Genomic DNA, 16,660 nt, shown 5'->3' with positions numbered 1-16,660 from the left:
TGGCGACAGGCTCCTATCAGGTCACTTCCGCCCGCCTGGTGACGTGCACACGAGACCGCCCAGGCCGGACGACAGATCCGGCGAAGGACACCACGGTCAGTTGCTTTGAGGGTCAGACCGACCCAGGCGATCCCGCGACAACATCCTCTCTGTTGCTTTGGGCGGCGGCGCGTTGCGTAGGTGGTTGCGTTGGCGGGGTGGTCCCGTCACAAGCCGTACCAGGAGCGACGCAGCAAGTGCTGTGGCACGACTCGTGACGGGACCACCCCGCCGGAAACGCTCGCGAATGGCTAAGCGCGGTTTGCTGCGTACGCCGCCAGTGATGCCAGCTGGGCTGGGTCCAGTGACGGGCGCACTACCTTCCTTGCCTTTGCCAGGTGGTCTTGCGTTACTTCGGCTGCGTCGAGGGATTCGCGCATTGCCGTCAGCGCCGCTTCCCTGATCAGGGCTGCGCAGTCTGCTGCTGAGTACATGTCCAGCTCGGCTGCCAGTGCTGCCAGGTCGACGTCCTCGGCCAGTGGTGTGTTGCGCGATGAGGCCTTGAGGATTTCGGTTCGGGCGTCGGCGTCTGGTGGGGGGACGTTGACCAGGCGCTCCAGACGGCCTGGGCGGAGGAGCGCGGGGTCGATCAGTTCTGGGCGGTTGGTTGCGGCGATGACTACTACGTCGCGGAGGGGTTCTACGCCGTCGAGTTCGGTCAGGAGGGCTGCTACCACTCGGTCGGCTACGCCTGCGTCGGAGGATTGGCCTCGGCGTGGGGCCAGGGCGTCGACTTCGTCGAGGAAGATCAGGGCTGGGGCGGCGTCGGCTGCTCGGCGGAAGAGTTCGCGGACTGCTCGTTCTGACTCGCCTACGAACTTGTCCATCAGTTCGGCGCCTTTGACCGTCAGGACGTTCAGTTGGCCGGAGCCTGCCAGGGCGCGGACGAGGAAGGTTTTGCCGCATCCCGGGGGGCCGTAGAGGAGGACGCCTCGTGGGGGTTCTACGCCCAGGCGGGCGAAGGAGTCCGGGTAGCGCAGGGGCCAGAGGGCGGCTTCGGTCAGGGCTTGTTTGACCTCGGTCATGTCGCCCACGTCGTCGAGGGTGAGGCCGCCGGTCTGGATTGTGTCCGAGGCGGACATCGAGATCGGGCGGACGGTGCCCAGAGCGGCCAGCAGATCTTCTTGTCCCACACGGGGTTCTGCTACTTCGCGTTGGCGCAGGGCTGCTCGTACGGCTGCTTCTCGGCGCAGGGCGCAGAGGTCGGCCGCTACGAATCCTGGGGTGCGTTCGGCCACGGCACTGAAGTCCACATCGGACTCCAGTGGGACGTCTCGCAGGAGGACGCGGAGGAGTTCGGTTCGGGTGGCGCCGTCGGGGAGAGGGAGTGTTAGTTCGCGGTCTACCAGATCGGGGGCTCGTAGGCGGGCGTCCACCGATTCTGCTCGGGCCGAGGTGACCACGAGGGCCAGGTTCGGGCGGGAGATGGCGGTTCGGAGGATGTCGAGGACGACGGTTGCGACCGGGGGTGGGGTCGTGGGGAGCAACGCGTCGATGTCGGTCAGCAGCAGGACCGTGGGGTGTTCGGGGACGCTGGAGATCGCGTCGCCCAGTTGCTTGGCCATGGAGCCTGGTTCCAGGACCGAGATGCTCGGGGCGGCCAGTTCCACGATTGAGGCGCCCACCGAGTGCGCCACTGCGCGGACCAGAGTTGCTTTGCCGACGCCTTCCGGGCCGCTGATCATGGCGGCCAGGCGGGCGGAGGCGCCCAGGCGGGTGAGGAGTTCTGGTTGGCGGAACATCAGTTCCAGCCATTCGGTCAGGCGGCGTGCCTGGTCTTTTTGGCCAACGAGGTCGGTGAGGGGGAGGGCTTCGTGCTTTTCCTGGACGACTACCGGGGTCACTTCGGCGGCTGGGGCTGAGGCTGAGCGCCAGCCCACGACGCTGGACGGCTGGACGGCCACGGGGCCTGCAGGGTCGGTCGAGGTGATGGTGATGAGTTCGTTGGTCCACGTCATGCCGATGGCGTTGGAGAGCTTCTGCCGCGTTTCGGAGACGTTGGCGCCGGGTGGCGGCGCCAGGTCCTGCGGGAGCAGCGAGACGCTGTCGCCCACGGTCAGGACCTTGCCGGTCAACGCCATCCGGACGTGATCCGGGGTCAGGGCGGTGGTGGCGAGGCGGGAGCCGGCGACGGTGATCGAACGGGCACCGGCCACGTCGACCGGGGCCACGACGATTTCGGAGCCTTCGACGATGCCGAGGTTGGTCAGCGTGACGTCGTCCACCAGCACGATGCCCGGCGGGTGGTCGCCCGCGGCGGCGAGGGCGGCGCTCACGCGGGCGCCGGTCAGTTTCACGGCGTCCCAGGCGCGCAGGCCCAAGGCGTCGAGCACCTCGGGGTGGAGGCGGACTACGCCGCGCCGGGTGTCCAGAGCGGACGGGGACAGGCGAGCCGTCAGCGTGATCACGCTGACGACTCTAGACCGCTGTGCTGATCACCGGGCTCCAAGCTGACGCAGGGGTCCCCTTGAGCTGGGAACCCCTGCGTTTCAAGAGATCTACTGACCTGGTGACCTACTACAACCGTGAGTCACGAAGCAGAGGTCAGCCCAGTCACAGCACCGCGCTCGGACCGAGCCAGTCCACGAAGTTCGAAACCGTGTCCGACTTGCGGCGTTCGAGCGTCGCGATTCCCCGAAGAGTCTCGCGGACCATCGGGTGCAGTCGTGTCTGTTGTGGAGCAGCCTTCCGAGCGCGGTTGAGCGCCTTCAGTGAGTTTGCGGGGTCACCTGCGAGCAGGAAGGCACGTGCGGTGTCTTGCCAATGGTGGCCTGCGCGAGGTGCCGCAATCGACTTCGGGAGGCGAAGCGTGGAGCCTTGACGAGCAGCCGTCGCGGGGTCTCCAGCCTCCAACTCGACCGCGACCGAGTGGATGCCGACGTTCGCGAGCCCGAAGAGCGTCCCGTAGGCGTCAGACTCTCCATCGACGTGCTCGGCGACGCTCCGCGCTTCGGCGATGTGTGCTCGGGCAACGTCCGGCTTCCGCCCGCGTGCTGCCACGATCGCCCCGGCAAGATGGCCGTATCCGCGAACCGCCAGTGCTCGTTCGTCGGTGCCTTCGATCTTGCTGAGCCCTTGCTCAACCAGTGTCAGCCCCACGTCGTAGCTGTCGTGGTACATGAGTACCCGGGCGCGCTTCACCAGCGCTTGAGCGACGTACAGCGGGTCATCGGCGCGTTCAGCGAAGGCCTCCAGCCGGTCCAACGTAGGGGTGGTGAGCGGCAAATATCCGAACCGACGCGCGATTCGCTCGGCGGTGACATACGAACTCGCAAGCTGCGAGCAAACCGCGCTTCGCTCGGCTTCAGTGCTCGCGTTGTGGAGTGCGCCGTGAAGTTGCCGGATGAGGACCGGAAGCTTCGCGAGTGCTTGCCTGCCCCGGTCGTTGCGATAGAGCAGGTTCACCCGGTTGACCTCAGCGGTCAGCTCGTCGAGTGGCTGCGGTTCGGTCGCTCGCACGTGGAGCCCCTCCGCGAGGATCGCGCGAAGATCGCTGAGCCCGTCCAACCCACCGTCCAGCGCTATGGTTTCGCGGTACGGAGCGCCAGTCAGGTCGTTGACGTCGACTCGGAGCGCGCGTGCGGCGGCTGACAGGAACGCGGGCGACGCGGGCTCAAGTCCACGCTCGACCTTGCGCACCATCGAGACTGAGTACGTGATCTCGCTAGCGAGTCGTTCTTGGGTGTAGCCGCGTAGCTTGCGTGCCCGCGCAATGTTCGCACCGACGCCGGTCGAGTCCGTCACGAGTCCTCCCGGTGGGTGGCGGGATGTTGCCGCTACCTCCCCAGAGTACCCACGCCACGCCTTCACTCGAACGGACTGTCATTTCACTGTCACTCTAAGTTCATGATCCCACTTACCGTCAATGAAGCCTGCTCAGGCGAGGGCGAGCAGGCCAAGAACAGGGCGGGGTCTGAATCCCCGAGCGCCTCGGCTACCAGAACCTGATGGCGCTACAGCCTCCGTCCTGTTCGAACGGTCGGGAGGTCTACTGATGTTCGCCGGGATCGTGCTCGCACTATCGGGAGTAGCGGTCGGGCTCCTCGCGGTCTGCGCGTACCGCTTGTTTCACGCGAGGGCTTGCGGGTGCGTGAGTTGCCTCGCGTTCGTCGAGCGCTACTCACTCTGCCCGGAGCGGAAGCCGTGAGCGCGGACGTGGTCACCGATGAACTCACGATGCTGCTCCGCATGATGGCCGAGCGGCGCTGGACGTTCGCGTACTACCCGGACCGCGAGAACATCGAACGGCTCGCTGCGGTCTTTGAGTATCGCGCTCGGGGAGTCGCCGATGTCGCCATCATGACGCGGCCTGGATATGCATACGGCTATCGCGGGATTCTCACCGCATCTCCCGACCCGTTCGCGCCCAACTTCGTGTCGTGGACCTATTCCGACCAGCCCGTACACGTCTTCCGAGCTTCCCTCGCGTTGCCTGCTCCCGGGCTGCAGGGGCACCGCTAGGACACCGATCAGTGCCGACCCGCCTGACCGAAGCCGCCGAACCCTTCGTTCGGAATCGCGGTATCCGGCCACCGCAAAGCACAGAGAGACCCAGCTATGAGCATCGGAGCCCCCGAAGGCTCCTACTCGGTGGCGCCAATCATCTGCGCGCAATCGCGGGTGTCAACACAGGAAACGACGAAAGGACGCACAATGACGACAACGCTTGAGCCTGAGGTCAAGGTCGCTCAGGCAACTGTCTCCACGGAGTTCCGCATGACGTGGCGGAATCAGATCATGGAGGACAGTGGACTTCCGCTGATGGAGGCGGACAGGATCATCAGCGACACGTTGAGCTTCCTCACCGTGTGCGCGCTGTACCCGTGCAACCGCTACCGGCCGAGCAAAAAGGTCGACATCGGCTGGCATCAGTTCATCCTGAACACGAGGGACTACGCCGAGTTCTGCGAGCGCGTCGCGGGCCGGTTCCTTCACCACGTCCCGGAGAAGTTTGCCGCGCCGAGTGGGGAAGGCACCGCCGTGGTCGACACGTTGAGGCCTACGGTGGACGCGATCGAGGCAGCGGGGCTGCCGATCCACAAAGAGCTTTGGTTCGCAGAAGCGGGCAAGTGTACTCAGTGCCACGCCGGCTGTACCAGCTGCGGGCAGGAAGACCGGCCGTAACACCGCCTGAACAGGAGACTGACGATTAACCGCCTTGACTGGACCGTGCTACCCCCGGCCCTCGTGAACGCAGTCGAGAAGGAGGTCGGAGGTGTGATCGACACGGAGGACGCGCCAGCGGGCCGGAACTCCGAGATCGCCGTCTCGCTCATGGCTGCGGATGGCAGGTTCTTCTGCAAGGGCGTCAAGGCGGACGATCCTCAGTCCTTCATGCACCGCAACGAAGCAGCCGTGAACCCGTTCCTGCCCGAGGGGCTGGCACCACGGTTGCTGTGGCAGATCGAAGAGGAAGGTTGGCTGCTGCTCGGGTTCGAGCACGTGTCCGGGCAGCACGCCAACTTTTCCCCTGGATCGCCGCATTTGCCGATGCTGGCCGACGCTGTGCGAACGATCAGCACGACCAACGCGCCCCCTACTTCCTCTGCGAAGCGCGAGATGGGGAAGCAATGGGCTACCGCCCTCGACCGCGAGTTGAGCATGGAGCTACCCGAAGATGCCCACGCCTGGTCTCGGGAGAACGCAGCCACAATCAGGGAGTGGGCCAGCCGCGCACCGGCCTACATGGACGGCACGGTCTTGATCCACTCCGACCTGAACCCGTTCAACTTCCTCATCTCGGACCGCGCTCGTGTCGTGGATTGGGCATGGTGGAGGTCTGGCGCTCCGTGGGTTGACGGCGCTCAAGTCGCTGTTCGGCTCATCGCCGCAGGACATCCGCCTTCAGACGCTGAAGCATGGGCCGGGCAACTCGACGGATTCCGGGCAGCGGATCCAGACGGGATCACCGCGTATACCGCCTCCCTCGTGCGCCTCTGGGAGCGGAAGTTCGCCGGGACGGACGCTACCGAAGGCGCGCGCCGCTGGCTTGAACACAGGCTCGACAACCGCTGACGGCTGGTAGCAGCGACGCCAGGGACACTCCTCCGCAAGAGCGTGCACGCATAGAACCACACAGCGACACTGTTCGGCGTTCGCGAGGTACTACCCGCTACGGCGCAGCTCAAAGGCGGCCCGAGAGTGCTACCGAGGATCGGATGTGACGCTACCGCGTAGCAGCACATCCGACCGTCAGTAGCAGCAACCAGACGAGTGTTCCCAGCTCACTGGTAGGTCACCGAATCGGTAGAACCCAACGTACTCCGCGCCACCGACAAGATCGGGAGCGTGAGCTGTTACGGCTTGTGGTGACGGCGAAGGCCCAGCTGGCGCCAGGAACGCCTGCGGTTGCCGGCGGTGGGTGCGGCGCCTTCTGCTGCGGCGGCGGTGGAGGCGTCGCGGCGTGGGCGGCGTACTGCGCGCATTGCTGCGCCGGCCACACGGCCGTGCAGCGGTTGGCGCAGGCCCAGGCGGCGGGCGGCCACGCCGTGTGCGCGTTTGATGGCGCGGCGCTCTACGCCCGTGACGGTCCAGGCTTCAGGGTGCTTGGACAGCCACATGTACCGGCGCACCGAGTACGGCAGGTGCCCCAGGTACACGACCATCGCGATGATCAGTGCCACCAACGGGTAGGTGATGATCGCGGCGGCCAGGAGTCCGATCAGGACCAGCAGTGGGGCCACCGCGCGCGGCGGCACCTTCACGGTCTTCACGGACAGGGTGGGGATTCGCGACACCAGCAGCATCGCGACGACGACCGTCCACACGCCTACGACGAGCGGTTCGTTCCACCAGCCGTCGGTGCGCACCTGCTCTTCGATGATCAGGGGCAGCAGCAGCAACAGGCCGCCTGCCGGAGCGGGGACGCCGACGAAGAACTCCTTCGCGAACGGCGGCTGTTCCTTCTCCAGCAACGTGTTGAAGCGGGCCAGACGGACCACCATGCAGACCGCGAAGATCAGTGCGATGACCCAGCCGGCCCTGCTGCCCTCGAACTTCCAGAGGTAGATCGCGAGCGCGGGCGCGACGCCGAAGGAGATGGCGTCGGCCAGCGAGTCGAGCTCGGCGCCCATCTTCGACGTCGCGTCCAGCATGCGGGCGATGCGGCCGTCGAGACCGTCGAACACGGCCGCTGCCGCGATCGACGCGATGGCCGCGCCCCACATGCCGACGTTCGCGAAGTGCACGGCGGACAGGCCCGAGCACATGGCGAGGACCGTGATGGCGTTCGGCAGGAGACGAACACCGGGCCCGCTGGGCGCCATCAGGCCTCCGGGAGTTCGGCGAGAACGGTCTCGCCGCCGATCGTGCGCTGGCCGGCCTCGACCAGGACACGGCTGCCCCGCGGGACGTAGAGGTCCACGCGCGAACCGAAGCGGATCAGGCCGTAGGTCTGGCCCGCGGTGACCTTCTCGCCCTCGGCGACCTCGCACACGATGCGGCGCGCGACCAGGCCGGCGATCTGCACGACGACGAGATCGTGGCCGTTGACGGTGCGCAGCCACACGGTGTTGCGCTCGTTCTCCTCGGACGCCTTGTCCAGGTCGGCCGAGAGGAACTTGCCGGGGTGGTACGAGACCTGGACGACCTCGCCGTCCGCGGGCACGCGCTGCACGTGCACGTCGAAGACCGAGAGGAACACGCTGACGCGCGTCATCGGCTGCGAGCCCAGGCCGAGCTCGGCCGGCGGCACGGCGTCGACGACGTGCGAGACGGTGCCGTCGGCGGGAGCGACCGCGAGGTTCGGGCGGGTCGGCGTCACGCGCTTCGGCTCGCGGAAGAACCACGCAACCCAGGCCGTGACCAGGGCGAGGACGACGCCGAGCCGCTTGAAGCGCAGCCGGACGAGGAGGGTCGCGATCGCCGCGCCGGCGACGAACGGCCGACCGGCCGGGTGCATCGGCGGCACCATGCCGCGCGCGAGTTCGAGGAAGTGAGAGACGGGCTTCTCGCTGCTCATCGTGTCTTTGGGTTCCGTAGCTTCCGTGGTTTGTCGGGCGGCATCACGCTACGCCAAGACGCCAAATCGCCCGTCAGGACCGCCGGAAAGACAAGTGGCCGGTCGGCTCGTGCATCCCCCGACGAATGCACGCGCCGACCGGCACCTGCGGTCAGTGTAATCCCCGTCACATGGGGTGAACAACGTCGGTGGGTGAGCGTTCCGTCACAGTCCGTTGACGCCAATTGCTTGCAGCTGGAGCCGCACTTCCGGCACCCGATTAGCGTCACGGACCGCGGGTTCGACGAGATCTTCCGGGTAGAGCGCAGCTCCGTCGGGCAGCCGCAGCACGAACATCCCGCCCCAGTTGAGTTCCAGTGTCGCGCGATTAGCCGACACCAGCTGGTCAGCGACGGTGCAGGCGAGCAGTTCCGTCACGGTTTCGACAGCCACCTCGTGCACCTGCGCCGCGGTCAGCGAGGCGTCGACGGGCCGGCCGGTGAGCTTGTGCAGCTCACCCCGTTCCAGCGCCGCCAGCACGTCTGCCAGCGTCTCACCGACCTTGCTCACCTTGCCCGCGTGCCGCAGCGCGTCGGCGTACCGGCGCACCTGGGCGGGGCCGCTCAGCGCGACGAGTTCGGGCCACGTCGCGGGCGGGCCCTGCACGCCGATCAGGAACGACGCCGCTTCCGCCGGGATGCCCGCCAGCAACGTCCAGCCAGGCCGTTCGTCGATCGGGGCGTCGCCGCCGGTCAGCAAGGCCATCGTGGCCACCCGCTCGCGGATCGGCGGATGGCTGTCGAACACCGACGTCGGCTCCAGCTCGGCCATCCTGCGCTCCAGCTCGCGCAGCTCGTGCACGCGCCGTGGGTGGTCGAGGTACGAACGGAAACCTTCGAGCAACGGCGGTGTGCGTCCTGCGATGAGCGCGAGCGACACATAAGTCGTGAGGTAGTCGCTCCACGCCTCGCCGACGGGTCCGCTGCGCAACAACGCCCTGCGTGCCGCGTCCCGGCCCGCCGCGGTGACGGCGACCTCGTCGGCGAACCGCTCGTGGTCGCGGCTCTCCGACGCGGCGACCAGCGCGTAGAGGTGGGCCCACGCGCTGAGCAGCCCGAACACGCGGTCCCCGCGCAGGGAGAGCTGCAGCGCGAGCTTGGCCCGGTAGGTCATCGCCGAGAGCTGGGTGTGGCCGCCGCCGTAGTGGCCGAACTCGTGCGCGAGCACCGACCGCAGCTCGCCGACGCTCAGCCCGGCGACCAGCGGCAGGCCCAGTTCGAGGTAGCGCACGCCACGGCGTTCCCACACGGCCGCGTTCGCGCCGTCGACGAGCCGGATGTCGTCAGGGCCGCGGGTACCGGCGACCTGCGCGAGCTCGTCCACGTGCCGCCACAGCTCGGGATACGTCTCGCGGGCCATCTGGAACCCGCTCGGCTCCGGTCGCGCGAACAACGCCCGCAGCGTCGCCCAGAGCGCCGGGCCGCCCAGCCCGATCGCGACGACGAGCATCCAGACGCCGCCCTCGGGATCGCCGATCGAGAACCGCCAGATCGCGATCGCGGTCAGGCCGCCCGCCAGCGCCACCGCGAGCACGAAGAAGCCCGCGAGCATCACCAGCGCGAGTGCCGCTCTCATTGCCCCTAACCCCCAGATCGCCGTCTTACTGCAGGTATCTGATGGTGACCGCGTCTCCCGCCGCCAGCTCGGTGACGTCCTGCGGCACCTCGATCAGGCAGTTCGACAGCGCGAGCGCGGACAGCAGGTGCGATCCCGGCCCGCCGACCGGCGTCACGACCTGACCGGACGACGGGTCGTACAGACCGCGCCGGAACTGCGTCTTCCCTGCTGGAGACGTCAACGGAGACGACACGGTCGCCCGTGCGGCAGGCCGTTCGATCTGGGTGTGCCCCATCGACGCCAGCAGCGCGGGCCGCACGAAGACCTCGAACGACACCTGCGCGCTCACCGGGTTGCCCGGCAGCGTCAGCACCGGCAGGCCCTCGTAGGTGCCGGCGCCCTGCGGCCCGCCCGGCTGCATCGCGACCTTGGTGAACCGCACGTCGTGGCTGGCCAGCGCGTCCTTGACCACCTCGTACGCGCCCGCGCTGACCCCGCCGGACGTCACGAGCACGTCCACCGAGCCGAGGTACGGCGTCAGCGCGCGGTGGAACGCGTCCACGTCGTCCGGCACGAACCGCAGCTGCACCGCGATTCCGCCCGCGTCCCGCACCGAGGAGGCGAGCATCATGCCGTTCGACTCGTAGATCTGGCCCGGCTGCAGGGGCCGGCCGGGTTCGACCAGCTCGGAGCCGGTGGACAGGACCAGCACGCGCGGGCGGCGGCGCACCGGGAGTTCGGGGAGGCCGAGCGCTGAGGCGAGACCGAGCTGGGCCGGGCGCAGCACGGTGCCGGCGAGCAGCACCGGGTCGCCCTTCTGCACGTCGTCGCCCGCGAGCCGGATGTTCTGGCCGGCCTCGGCGGTCGCGTTGATCGTCACGGTCTCCGTGCCACCGTCGGTCACCTCGACCATGACCACCGCGTCGGCGCCGGGCGGCACCGGGGCGCCGGTCATGATCCGCTGCACAGTGCCGGGCACCAGCGCGTTCAGCTCGGTGCGACCGGCGGGGATGTCGTCGGCCACCGGGAGCCGGACCGGGCTCCCGGCGAGGTCCGCGGCGCGCACGGCGTACCCGTCCATCGCGGAGTTGTCGAACGGCGGCAGGGAGACGGGCGCGATGACGTCGGCGGCGAGCACCAGCCCGAGGCACTCGTCGAGCGGCAGCTGCAGCACGGGCATGAGCCCGACGAGCTCCGCGACGCGCTGGCGGTGTTCGGCGACAGTGGTGGGGGACACGACTGCATACTGCCAACGTCGAGGTGGTCGTGACGATCGCTTGACCGGAGTTCATCCTCGGAGGTGTTGTTCGTGCAGGTCCGGACCAGGCACACACCGACGTTCGGCGTGGCGAGACTCGTTCTCGCGCCCGGCGAGCTGGTCCTGGCCGACCCGCTGACCGTCGCGGCCACGAGCTACGGGCTCTCGGTCGAGGTGAAGGGCGCGGGCGACAAGGCGGTGGCGCTGTGCACGGCGGGCCCGGAAGGCGGCTGGATCGACGCGGCCCCGGTGCTGCCCGGCGACCTGCACCTCGTCGAGCTCGACGGCGCGAACGGCTGGTGCCTCGCCCGGCAGAGCTGGATCGCGTCGAGCAGCACGGTGGCGATGAACCCCGAGGCACCGCCGATGAAGGCGCTCTTCGGCGGCCACGAAGGCTTCCTGAACTACGCGCACGGCCAGGGCGCGGTGGTGCTGGCCTGCTACGGCGCGCTCGATCTCGTGACGCTCGCCGCGGGTGAGGCCGTGACCATCAGCAGCGATCACGTGGTGGCGTTCGCGGACACCGTGCAATGCCGGCTCCGGCCTTCCGCGCCTGATGGCGCGCAATCCATTCCCACCGGTGAGGGCCTGGTGTTCGACTTCGCCGGTCCGGGGGCCGTGCTGACCCAGACACGCGGACCTCGACGGCTCACCACCTGGTTGCGCGCCAACGGAGTCAGCTCTCGTTCATGACTCCGTAAGGAGGTATCCGCGTGACTTTTCTTCTTTTAGCGTTGCGTTCTGCTTGCGTGATCTGAAGGAGGACGCCTTGGCTCTCGGTACCGTCAAGTGGTTCAACTCCGAAAAGGGATACGGCTTCATCGCAACCGACGGCGGGCCCGACGTGTTCGTGCACTACTCGGCGATTCAGATGGAAGGCTTCCGGACCCTCTCCGAGGGTGATCGCGTGGAGTTCGAGGTGCAGGCGGGGCGGGACGGGCGCAGCCAGGCGTCGGACGTGCGCCGCGCGGGTTGACGAGGACGACCTGATCACAGCTTTGGGCAACCCGCGGCACGCTGATCTGGCCGGACGTTAGGCTGCCTGGCGTGTCGGAAGACCTGAGCGGGCGGCGAATCGCGCATTACCGGATCGACGGCGTGCTCGGCCGAGGTGGCATGAGCGTGACCTATCGGGCCACGGACGTGAGACTGGGCCGGAAAGTCGCGCTCAAGGTCATCGGTGAGCACCTCGCACCCGACGCGGAGTTCCGCGAGCGGTTCGTCGACGAGGCGCGCAACACCTCCGCCATCGACCACGCCAACATCGTGCCGCTGTACGACTTCGACGAGGTCGAAGGCCTGCTGTACATCGCCATGCGGCTGGTGGACGGCCAGGACCTCTCCGGTCACATCAAGGAGGGGCCGCTCACCCCGGCCCGCACCCTCACGTTGCTCGCGCAGGTCGCGGAAGCGCTCGACATGCTGCACGGCAAGGGGCTCGTGCACCTCGACGTGAAGCCGGCCAACGTCCTGGTGACCACCAAGGAAGGCACGCGCGAGCACGTCTACGTCGCCGACTTCGGCCTCACCCGCCGCGGCGCCACCGGCCACCGCACTCGAACGGGTGATTTCCTCGGCTCGCCGACCTACGCGGCGCCGGAGCACCTGCGCGGCGAGCCCGTCGACGGCCGCACCGACCAGTACGCGCTGGCCTGCATGTTGTTCGCGTGCCTCTCCGGCCGCCCGCCGTTCCAGGGCGGCGTGCAGGAGGTCATCGCCGGTCACCTCGGCCAGACCGTGCCCGCGCTGTCCCACCTCGTGGCGTTGCCGCCGGCGATCGACGACGTGATCCGCAGGGGCACCTCGAAGGACCCGCAGCAGCGGTACGCGAGCTGCGCCGAGCTGATCAACGCCGCCCGCGTCGCTCTGTCCGGGGTCGCGCTCGGCTCGACTCCCGCTCAACTCGGGCCGCAGTCCGGCTCGATCCCGGTGCAGTCGCCGCAGTCCGGGCCGATGCCCGCCCAGATGTCCGGGCCGCAGGGTCCGTACCAGGGCGGCTACCAGCAGCAGGGGCTGCAGGACCCGGTCCGGCTGCGCCCGCCGAACCAGGTGGGCGTGAGCGCTTTCACGTCGGGGAAGAAGGAGCGCCCGGCCTGGTTGGCGCCGGTCATCGCGGCCGCGGTGGCCATCGTGGCGATCATCATCGTGGTGCTGATCCTGACGCCGCGTGACGAGCCCGCGCGTCAGCCCAAGACGAACTCCTCACCGACGCTGAACATCGGCGACGAGCCGACCTCGAAGAAGCCGCTGCCCACCTCTGTGCCGGTGCGCACGTCCCGCTGAGTTCGCCCCGGGTTCGCTTGCACTCGACGTGCCCGAGTGCTAAACACGAACTAGCACTCGGCTAGGTCGAGTGCCAAAGAAGTGAGCTAGGGCGGTGAGGCACTCCCGTTGATCAAACGGGGGAGTCGTCCGTCGCGGGCACCAACCTGGCCACTCGCACCGTGTTCCGCTGTGGGCGTGTGCCCGCAGTGGCCCAGAATCCACAAAGGCGGAGGAACACACCGCAATGGCCAAGATGATTGCGTTCGACGAGGAAGCCCGTCGCGGTCTCGAGCGCGGGATGAACATCCTCGCTGACGCCGTCAAGGTGACGCTCGGCCCCAAGGGCCGCAACGTCGTGCTCGAGAAGAAGTGGGGCGCGCCGACCATCACCAACGATGGTGTCTCCATCGCGAAGGAGATCGAGCTCGAGGACCCGTGGGAGAAGATCGGGGCCGAGCTCGTCAAGGAGGTCGCGAAGAAGACCGACGACGTCGCGGGTGACGGCACCACCACCGCGACGGTGTTGGCACAGGCTCTGGTCCGCGAGGGCCTGCGCAACGTGGCCGCGGGTGCGAACCCGCTCGGCCTCAAGCGCGGCATCGAGCAGGCCGTCGAGGCTATTGCCGAGCAGCTCCTGAAGGCCGCCAAGGAGATCGAGACGAAGGAGCAGATCGCTGCTACCGCGTCCATCTCCGCTGCTGACCCCACGATCGGCGAGCTCATCGCCGAGGCGATGGACAAGGTCGGCAAGGAAGGCGTCATCACCGTCGAGGAGAGCAACACCCTCGGTCTCGAGCTTGAGCTCACCGAAGGCATGCGCTTCGACAAGGGCTACATCTCCGGTTACTTCGTGACCGACCCCGAGCGTCAGGAAGCGACCCTCGAGGACCCGTACATCCTGCTGTTCGGCTCCAAGATCTCCACGGTCAAGGACCTGCTCCCGCTCCTCGAGAAGGTCATGCAGGGCGGCAAGCCGCTGCTGATCATCTCCGAGGACGTCGAGGGCGAGGCCCTGGCGACCCTGGTCGTCAACAAGATCCGTGGCACCTTCAAGTCCGTCGCCGTCAAGGCGCCTGGCTTCGGTGACCGCCGCAAGGCCATCCTCCAGGACATCGCCACCCTCACCGGTGGCCAGGTCATCACCGAGGACGTCGGCCTGAAGCTGGAGAACGCCGACATCTCGCTGCTGGGCAAGGCCCGCAAGGTCGTCGTCACCAAGGACGAGACGACCATCGTCGAGGGTGCCGGCGACGCCGACCAGATCCAGGGTCGCGTCAACCAGATCCGCGCCGAGATCGAGAAGTCGGACTCCGACTACGACCGCGAGAAGCTCCAGGAGCGCCTCGCCAAGCTGGCCGGCGGCGTTGCCGTCATCAAGGCCGGCGCGGCTACCGAGGTCGAGCTCAAGGAGCGCAAGCACCGCATTGAGGACGCTGTCCGCAACGCGAAGGCTGCGGTCGAAGAGGGCATCGTCGCCGGTGGTGGCGTTGCGCTGCTGCAGGCTGCCGAGGCCGCGTTCGCTGGTCTGCGTCTGACCGGCGACGAGGCGACCGGTGCCAACATCGTGAAGGTCGCGGTCGAGGCTCCGCTGAAGCAGATCGCCATCAACGCCGGCCTCGAGGGTGGCGTCGTTGTCGAGCGCGTCAAGTCGCTGCCCGCCGGTGAGGGTCTGGACGCCGCCACTGGCGAGTACAAGGACCTGATCGCCGCTGGGATCATCGACCCGGCGAAGGTCACGCGGTCTGCGCTGCAGAACGCCGCGTCGATCGCCGCGCTGTTCCTGACGACTGAGGCTGTTGTCGCGGACAAGCCGGAGAAGAACGCTGCTCCGGCCGCGCCTGACGCTGGTGGCATGGACTTCTGAGTCCCGCCGCTTGATTGTTCTGAAAGGCCCGGTTCCGCCATTGGCGGGGCCGGGCTTTTTGGTGTTTGTGGCTTGCGGTGGTCTGAACGCGTCCCCTGGGCGAACCTGACAGGGGACGGGAGCGCACGTGGCGTCGTTCGAAGAGGTTGCCGCCGAGCTGGACCGGGTGGTCAGCAAGTCGGAAGAGGTGGACGCGGCCTTGGCGCAGGCGGGGCGGCTCGCCGACGAGGCCGTGCAGTTGCTGACCGCCGTCATGCGGGGCGCAGGTCAGCTGGCTCGCGAGTTCAGCCAGGCGGTTGAGCAGTGGTCCGAGGTCGCCAAGGGAGCGGCGGACCTGTCTCAGACTGTCGTCGCGGCCCGGCAGGGGTGTCGAGGACTACCGCAAGACCCTCCAGGGCGACCCTGTGTCACAGGGATCAGCAGGTTCCACAGCACCGGCTGTGCCGACGGCCGCACCACTCCCGGCGGCCACGTGGGTCGAGCGTCATCGCGGACAGCTCCCGAGCTATGTCACCAGCGGGTTCTACCGCGACGAGGACGGGCACAGCGACCTGGTCCAGAGCGGCGGCGAATCCAACGGTGAGGACCGAGCCATCGCCCAGCACCTGGTCGACATCGGCCGGGTGCGACCACGGACGTTCCCGACGACGGCCCAGCACGTCGAGACCAAAGTGGGGTGGCGAATGCGGGTGTCCGGTGTCGCGCGCTGAGGTGGTCGTGAACAACCAGCTCTGCGAGGGTCCGCTGTCCTGCTTCGAGTTGCTCCCTCTAGTGCTTCTAGCAGGGCAAACGCTGATCGTGCACGATCCGGTAAGGTCCCACACGTTCCATGGGAAGGGCACCCGGTGAGCTACACGCTTGATGTCTGGTACTACCGCGACGACTTGGACAGGCCTGCGAACGAGCCGGTGGCCGTCACGTCGAGCTCCGAGTTGAAGGAACTGCTGGAGTACCTGCTCGCGCACGTGCAACCGCATCCGCCGCAGATCGTCGCCCGTGAGCGTCCGAGGGTCGGTCCGTACGACGAGCCGGACACCCTGATCAAGATCGCCGTGGCGATTCCCGAACGACTGGGTGCGCTGTTGTTCCTCAGTCCGTTGTCGTGGGAGCAGCCCGTGGACGGCGACACCGCGACTGGGGTGTACGCCACCCGTGGCGAGCTGTCCGGTTCGGGCTTGCCGACGTTGTACATCGACCAAGACACGAAGACGCCGTTTCCGGCTGACGCAGGGCTCCCGATTGATCGCATCTTCGCGGCGTTGGAGGAGTTTCGTCAGACTGGGGAGCGGCCTACGTGCGTGGACTGGCAGGAGTCGCAGGTTTCCTGATTGGCGGGGCCGGGCTTTTGGTGTTTGCGGGATTTCGCGGCCTTTGAGGGTGGTCGCCCTTGCGGGGCGCTGGCTTTGAGGGGCGCTGGCCTTGAGGGGCCGCGAGCTTTGAGGGTGGTCACCTTGCGGGCGGCGAGCTTGCGTTGAGTGCTTCCCCTGGGAGACTCCGTCCCCCAGACCCCCTGCCAATCTGATCAGGGGGTACCACGCCACACGCGGGTTGATGGCACGCCAGTTGCTTTGGGCGGCTGCGCGTTGCGTAGGCGTGCGGATCTGGTGGGGGTCCCCGTCACAAGCCGAGCCAGAGCGAGCCACAACCAGGGAGGGGTGTCAAACCGCCGAAAGCGTGG

At 67.8% G+C, this 16,660-nt stretch carries 16 protein-coding genes; 10 read left to right on the top strand and 6 right to left on the bottom strand.

Annotated features, from left to right (window positions below):
- Positions 1 to 290: 290 nt before the first annotated feature.
- Together SK803_RS45910 and SK803_RS45905 are read right to left on the bottom strand one after the other, a co-directional pair.
- Positions 291 to 2,447 carry an AAA family ATPase gene (locus SK803_RS45910; RefSeq protein WP_319972565.1) on the bottom strand — a complete coding sequence of 719 codons (2,157 nt, stop codon included), beginning with the start codon at positions 2,445 to 2,447 and terminating at the stop codon, positions 291 to 293.
- Between the two features lie 145 nt (positions 2,448 to 2,592).
- A complete protein-coding gene (locus tag SK803_RS45905) occupies positions 2,593 to 3,783 on the bottom strand; it encodes a helix-turn-helix domain-containing protein (protein ID WP_319972564.1) in 1,191 nt (396 codons plus the stop codon).
- A 399-nt stretch (positions 3,784 to 4,182) separates the two neighbouring features.
- On the opposite strand from SK803_RS45905, the gene SK803_RS45900 reads away from it, so the two are divergent.
- The 3 genes from SK803_RS45900 (at position 4,183) to SK803_RS45890 (ending at position 6,054) form a co-directional block, all read left to right on the top strand.
- Entirely contained in the window at positions 4,183 to 4,500 is a 318-nt protein-coding gene (locus tag SK803_RS45900) for a hypothetical protein (protein ID WP_319972563.1), read from the top strand.
- 96 nt (positions 4,501 to 4,596) lie between these two features.
- Positions 4,597 to 5,163, top strand: coding sequence for a glycine-rich domain-containing protein (locus tag SK803_RS45895; RefSeq protein WP_319972562.1), 567 nt, complete (start codon positions 4,597 to 4,599; stop codon positions 5,161 to 5,163).
- 93 nt (positions 5,164 to 5,256) lie between these two features.
- Entirely contained in the window at positions 5,257 to 6,054 is a 798-nt protein-coding gene (locus tag SK803_RS45890) for a phosphotransferase (RefSeq protein WP_319972561.1), read from the top strand.
- Positions 6,055 to 6,335: 281 nt separating this feature from the next.
- Here SK803_RS45890 and pssA read toward each other — a convergent pair whose 3' ends face one another.
- The 4 genes from pssA to moeA form a co-directional block, all read right to left on the bottom strand.
- The gene (gene pssA, locus SK803_RS45885) at positions 6,336 to 7,304 is read right to left on the bottom strand and encodes a CDP-diacylglycerol--serine O-phosphatidyltransferase (protein ID WP_319972560.1); all 969 of its coding nucleotides are present in this window, start codon (positions 7,302 to 7,304) and stop codon (positions 6,336 to 6,338) included.
- Positions 7,304 to 7,999, bottom strand: coding sequence for a phosphatidylserine decarboxylase (locus SK803_RS45880; protein WP_086662584.1), 696 nt, complete (start codon positions 7,997 to 7,999; stop codon positions 7,304 to 7,306). The genes pssA and SK803_RS45880 overlap by 1 nt, the downstream gene beginning before the upstream one ends.
- 204 nt (positions 8,000 to 8,203) lie before the next feature.
- The gene (locus SK803_RS45875; protein ID WP_319972559.1) at positions 8,204 to 9,613 is read right to left on the bottom strand and encodes a M48 family metalloprotease; all 1,410 of its coding nucleotides are present in this window, start codon (positions 9,611 to 9,613) and stop codon (positions 8,204 to 8,206) included.
- Between the two features lie 25 nt (positions 9,614 to 9,638).
- A complete protein-coding gene (gene moeA / locus SK803_RS45870) occupies positions 9,639 to 10,832 on the bottom strand; it encodes a molybdopterin molybdotransferase MoeA (protein ID WP_319972558.1) in 1,194 nt (397 codons plus the stop codon).
- Between the two features lie 72 nt (positions 10,833 to 10,904).
- Between moeA and SK803_RS45865 the strand changes: the two genes are divergently transcribed.
- The 7 genes from SK803_RS45865 (at position 10,905) to SK803_RS45840 (ending at position 16,310) form a co-directional block, all read left to right on the top strand.
- Positions 10,905 to 11,546: an AIM24 family protein gene (locus SK803_RS45865; protein WP_319972557.1), complete on the top strand. Its 642-nt coding sequence runs from the start codon at positions 10,905 to 10,907 to the stop codon at positions 11,544 to 11,546.
- 76 nt (positions 11,547 to 11,622) lie between these two features.
- Entirely contained in the window at positions 11,623 to 11,829 is a 207-nt protein-coding gene (locus SK803_RS45860; RefSeq protein WP_030470913.1) for a cold-shock protein, read from the top strand.
- 71 nt (positions 11,830 to 11,900) lie between these two features.
- Positions 11,901 to 13,136, top strand: a complete 1,236-nt coding sequence (locus tag SK803_RS45855) for a serine/threonine-protein kinase (RefSeq protein ID WP_319972556.1) — start codon at positions 11,901 to 11,903, stop codon at positions 13,134 to 13,136.
- Between the two features lie 226 nt (positions 13,137 to 13,362).
- Positions 13,363 to 14,982 (top strand): chaperonin GroEL, encoded by a 1,620-nt coding sequence (gene groL, locus SK803_RS45850; protein WP_319972555.1) that lies wholly within the window; start codon positions 13,363 to 13,365, stop codon positions 14,980 to 14,982.
- Between the two features lie 440 nt (positions 14,983 to 15,422).
- Positions 15,423 to 15,692, top strand: coding sequence for a hypothetical protein (locus SK803_RS45845; protein ID WP_319972554.1), 270 nt, complete (start codon positions 15,423 to 15,425; stop codon positions 15,690 to 15,692).
- Positions 15,679 to 15,831, top strand: a complete 153-nt coding sequence (locus tag SK803_RS46700; protein ID WP_406601678.1) for a DddA-like double-stranded DNA deaminase toxin — start codon at positions 15,679 to 15,681, stop codon at positions 15,829 to 15,831. Before SK803_RS45845 ends, SK803_RS46700 begins: the two co-directional genes overlap by 14 nt.
- A complete protein-coding gene (locus SK803_RS45840) occupies positions 15,828 to 16,310 on the top strand; it encodes an Imm1 family immunity protein (RefSeq protein ID WP_319972553.1) in 483 nt (160 codons plus the stop codon). Before SK803_RS46700 ends, SK803_RS45840 begins: the two co-directional genes overlap by 4 nt.
- The last annotated feature ends 350 nt before the right edge of the window (positions 16,311 to 16,660 follow it).

The sequence above is a fragment of the Lentzea miocenica genome (assembly GCF_033949945.1).
Classification (GTDB): Bacteria; Actinomycetota; Actinomycetes; order Mycobacteriales; family Pseudonocardiaceae; genus Lentzea; species Lentzea miocenica.
The sequence above is the reverse complement of the archived record's forward strand: the minus strand, read 5'-3'. Positions and strand labels throughout refer to the sequence as shown.

What these genes read in the sequence shown, in the direction of transcription:
- SK803_RS45895 (WP_319972562.1), top strand. Translation starts at nt 4,597, where the DNA reads ATGAGCATCGGAGCCCCCGAAGGCTCCTACTCGGTGGCGCCAATCATC.
- pssA (WP_319972560.1), bottom strand. Translation starts at nt 7,304, where the DNA reads ATGGCGCCCAGCGGGCCCGGTGTTCGTCTCCTGCCGAACGCCATCACG.
- SK803_RS45880 (WP_086662584.1), bottom strand. Translation starts at nt 7,999, where the DNA reads ATGAGCAGCGAGAAGCCCGTCTCTCACTTCCTCGAACTCGCGCGCGGC.
- SK803_RS45875 (WP_319972559.1), bottom strand. Translation starts at nt 9,613, where the DNA reads ATGAGAGCGGCACTCGCGCTGGTGATGCTCGCGGGCTTCTTCGTGCTC.
- groL (WP_319972555.1), top strand. Translation starts at nt 13,363, where the DNA reads ATGGCCAAGATGATTGCGTTCGACGAGGAAGCCCGTCGCGGTCTCGAG.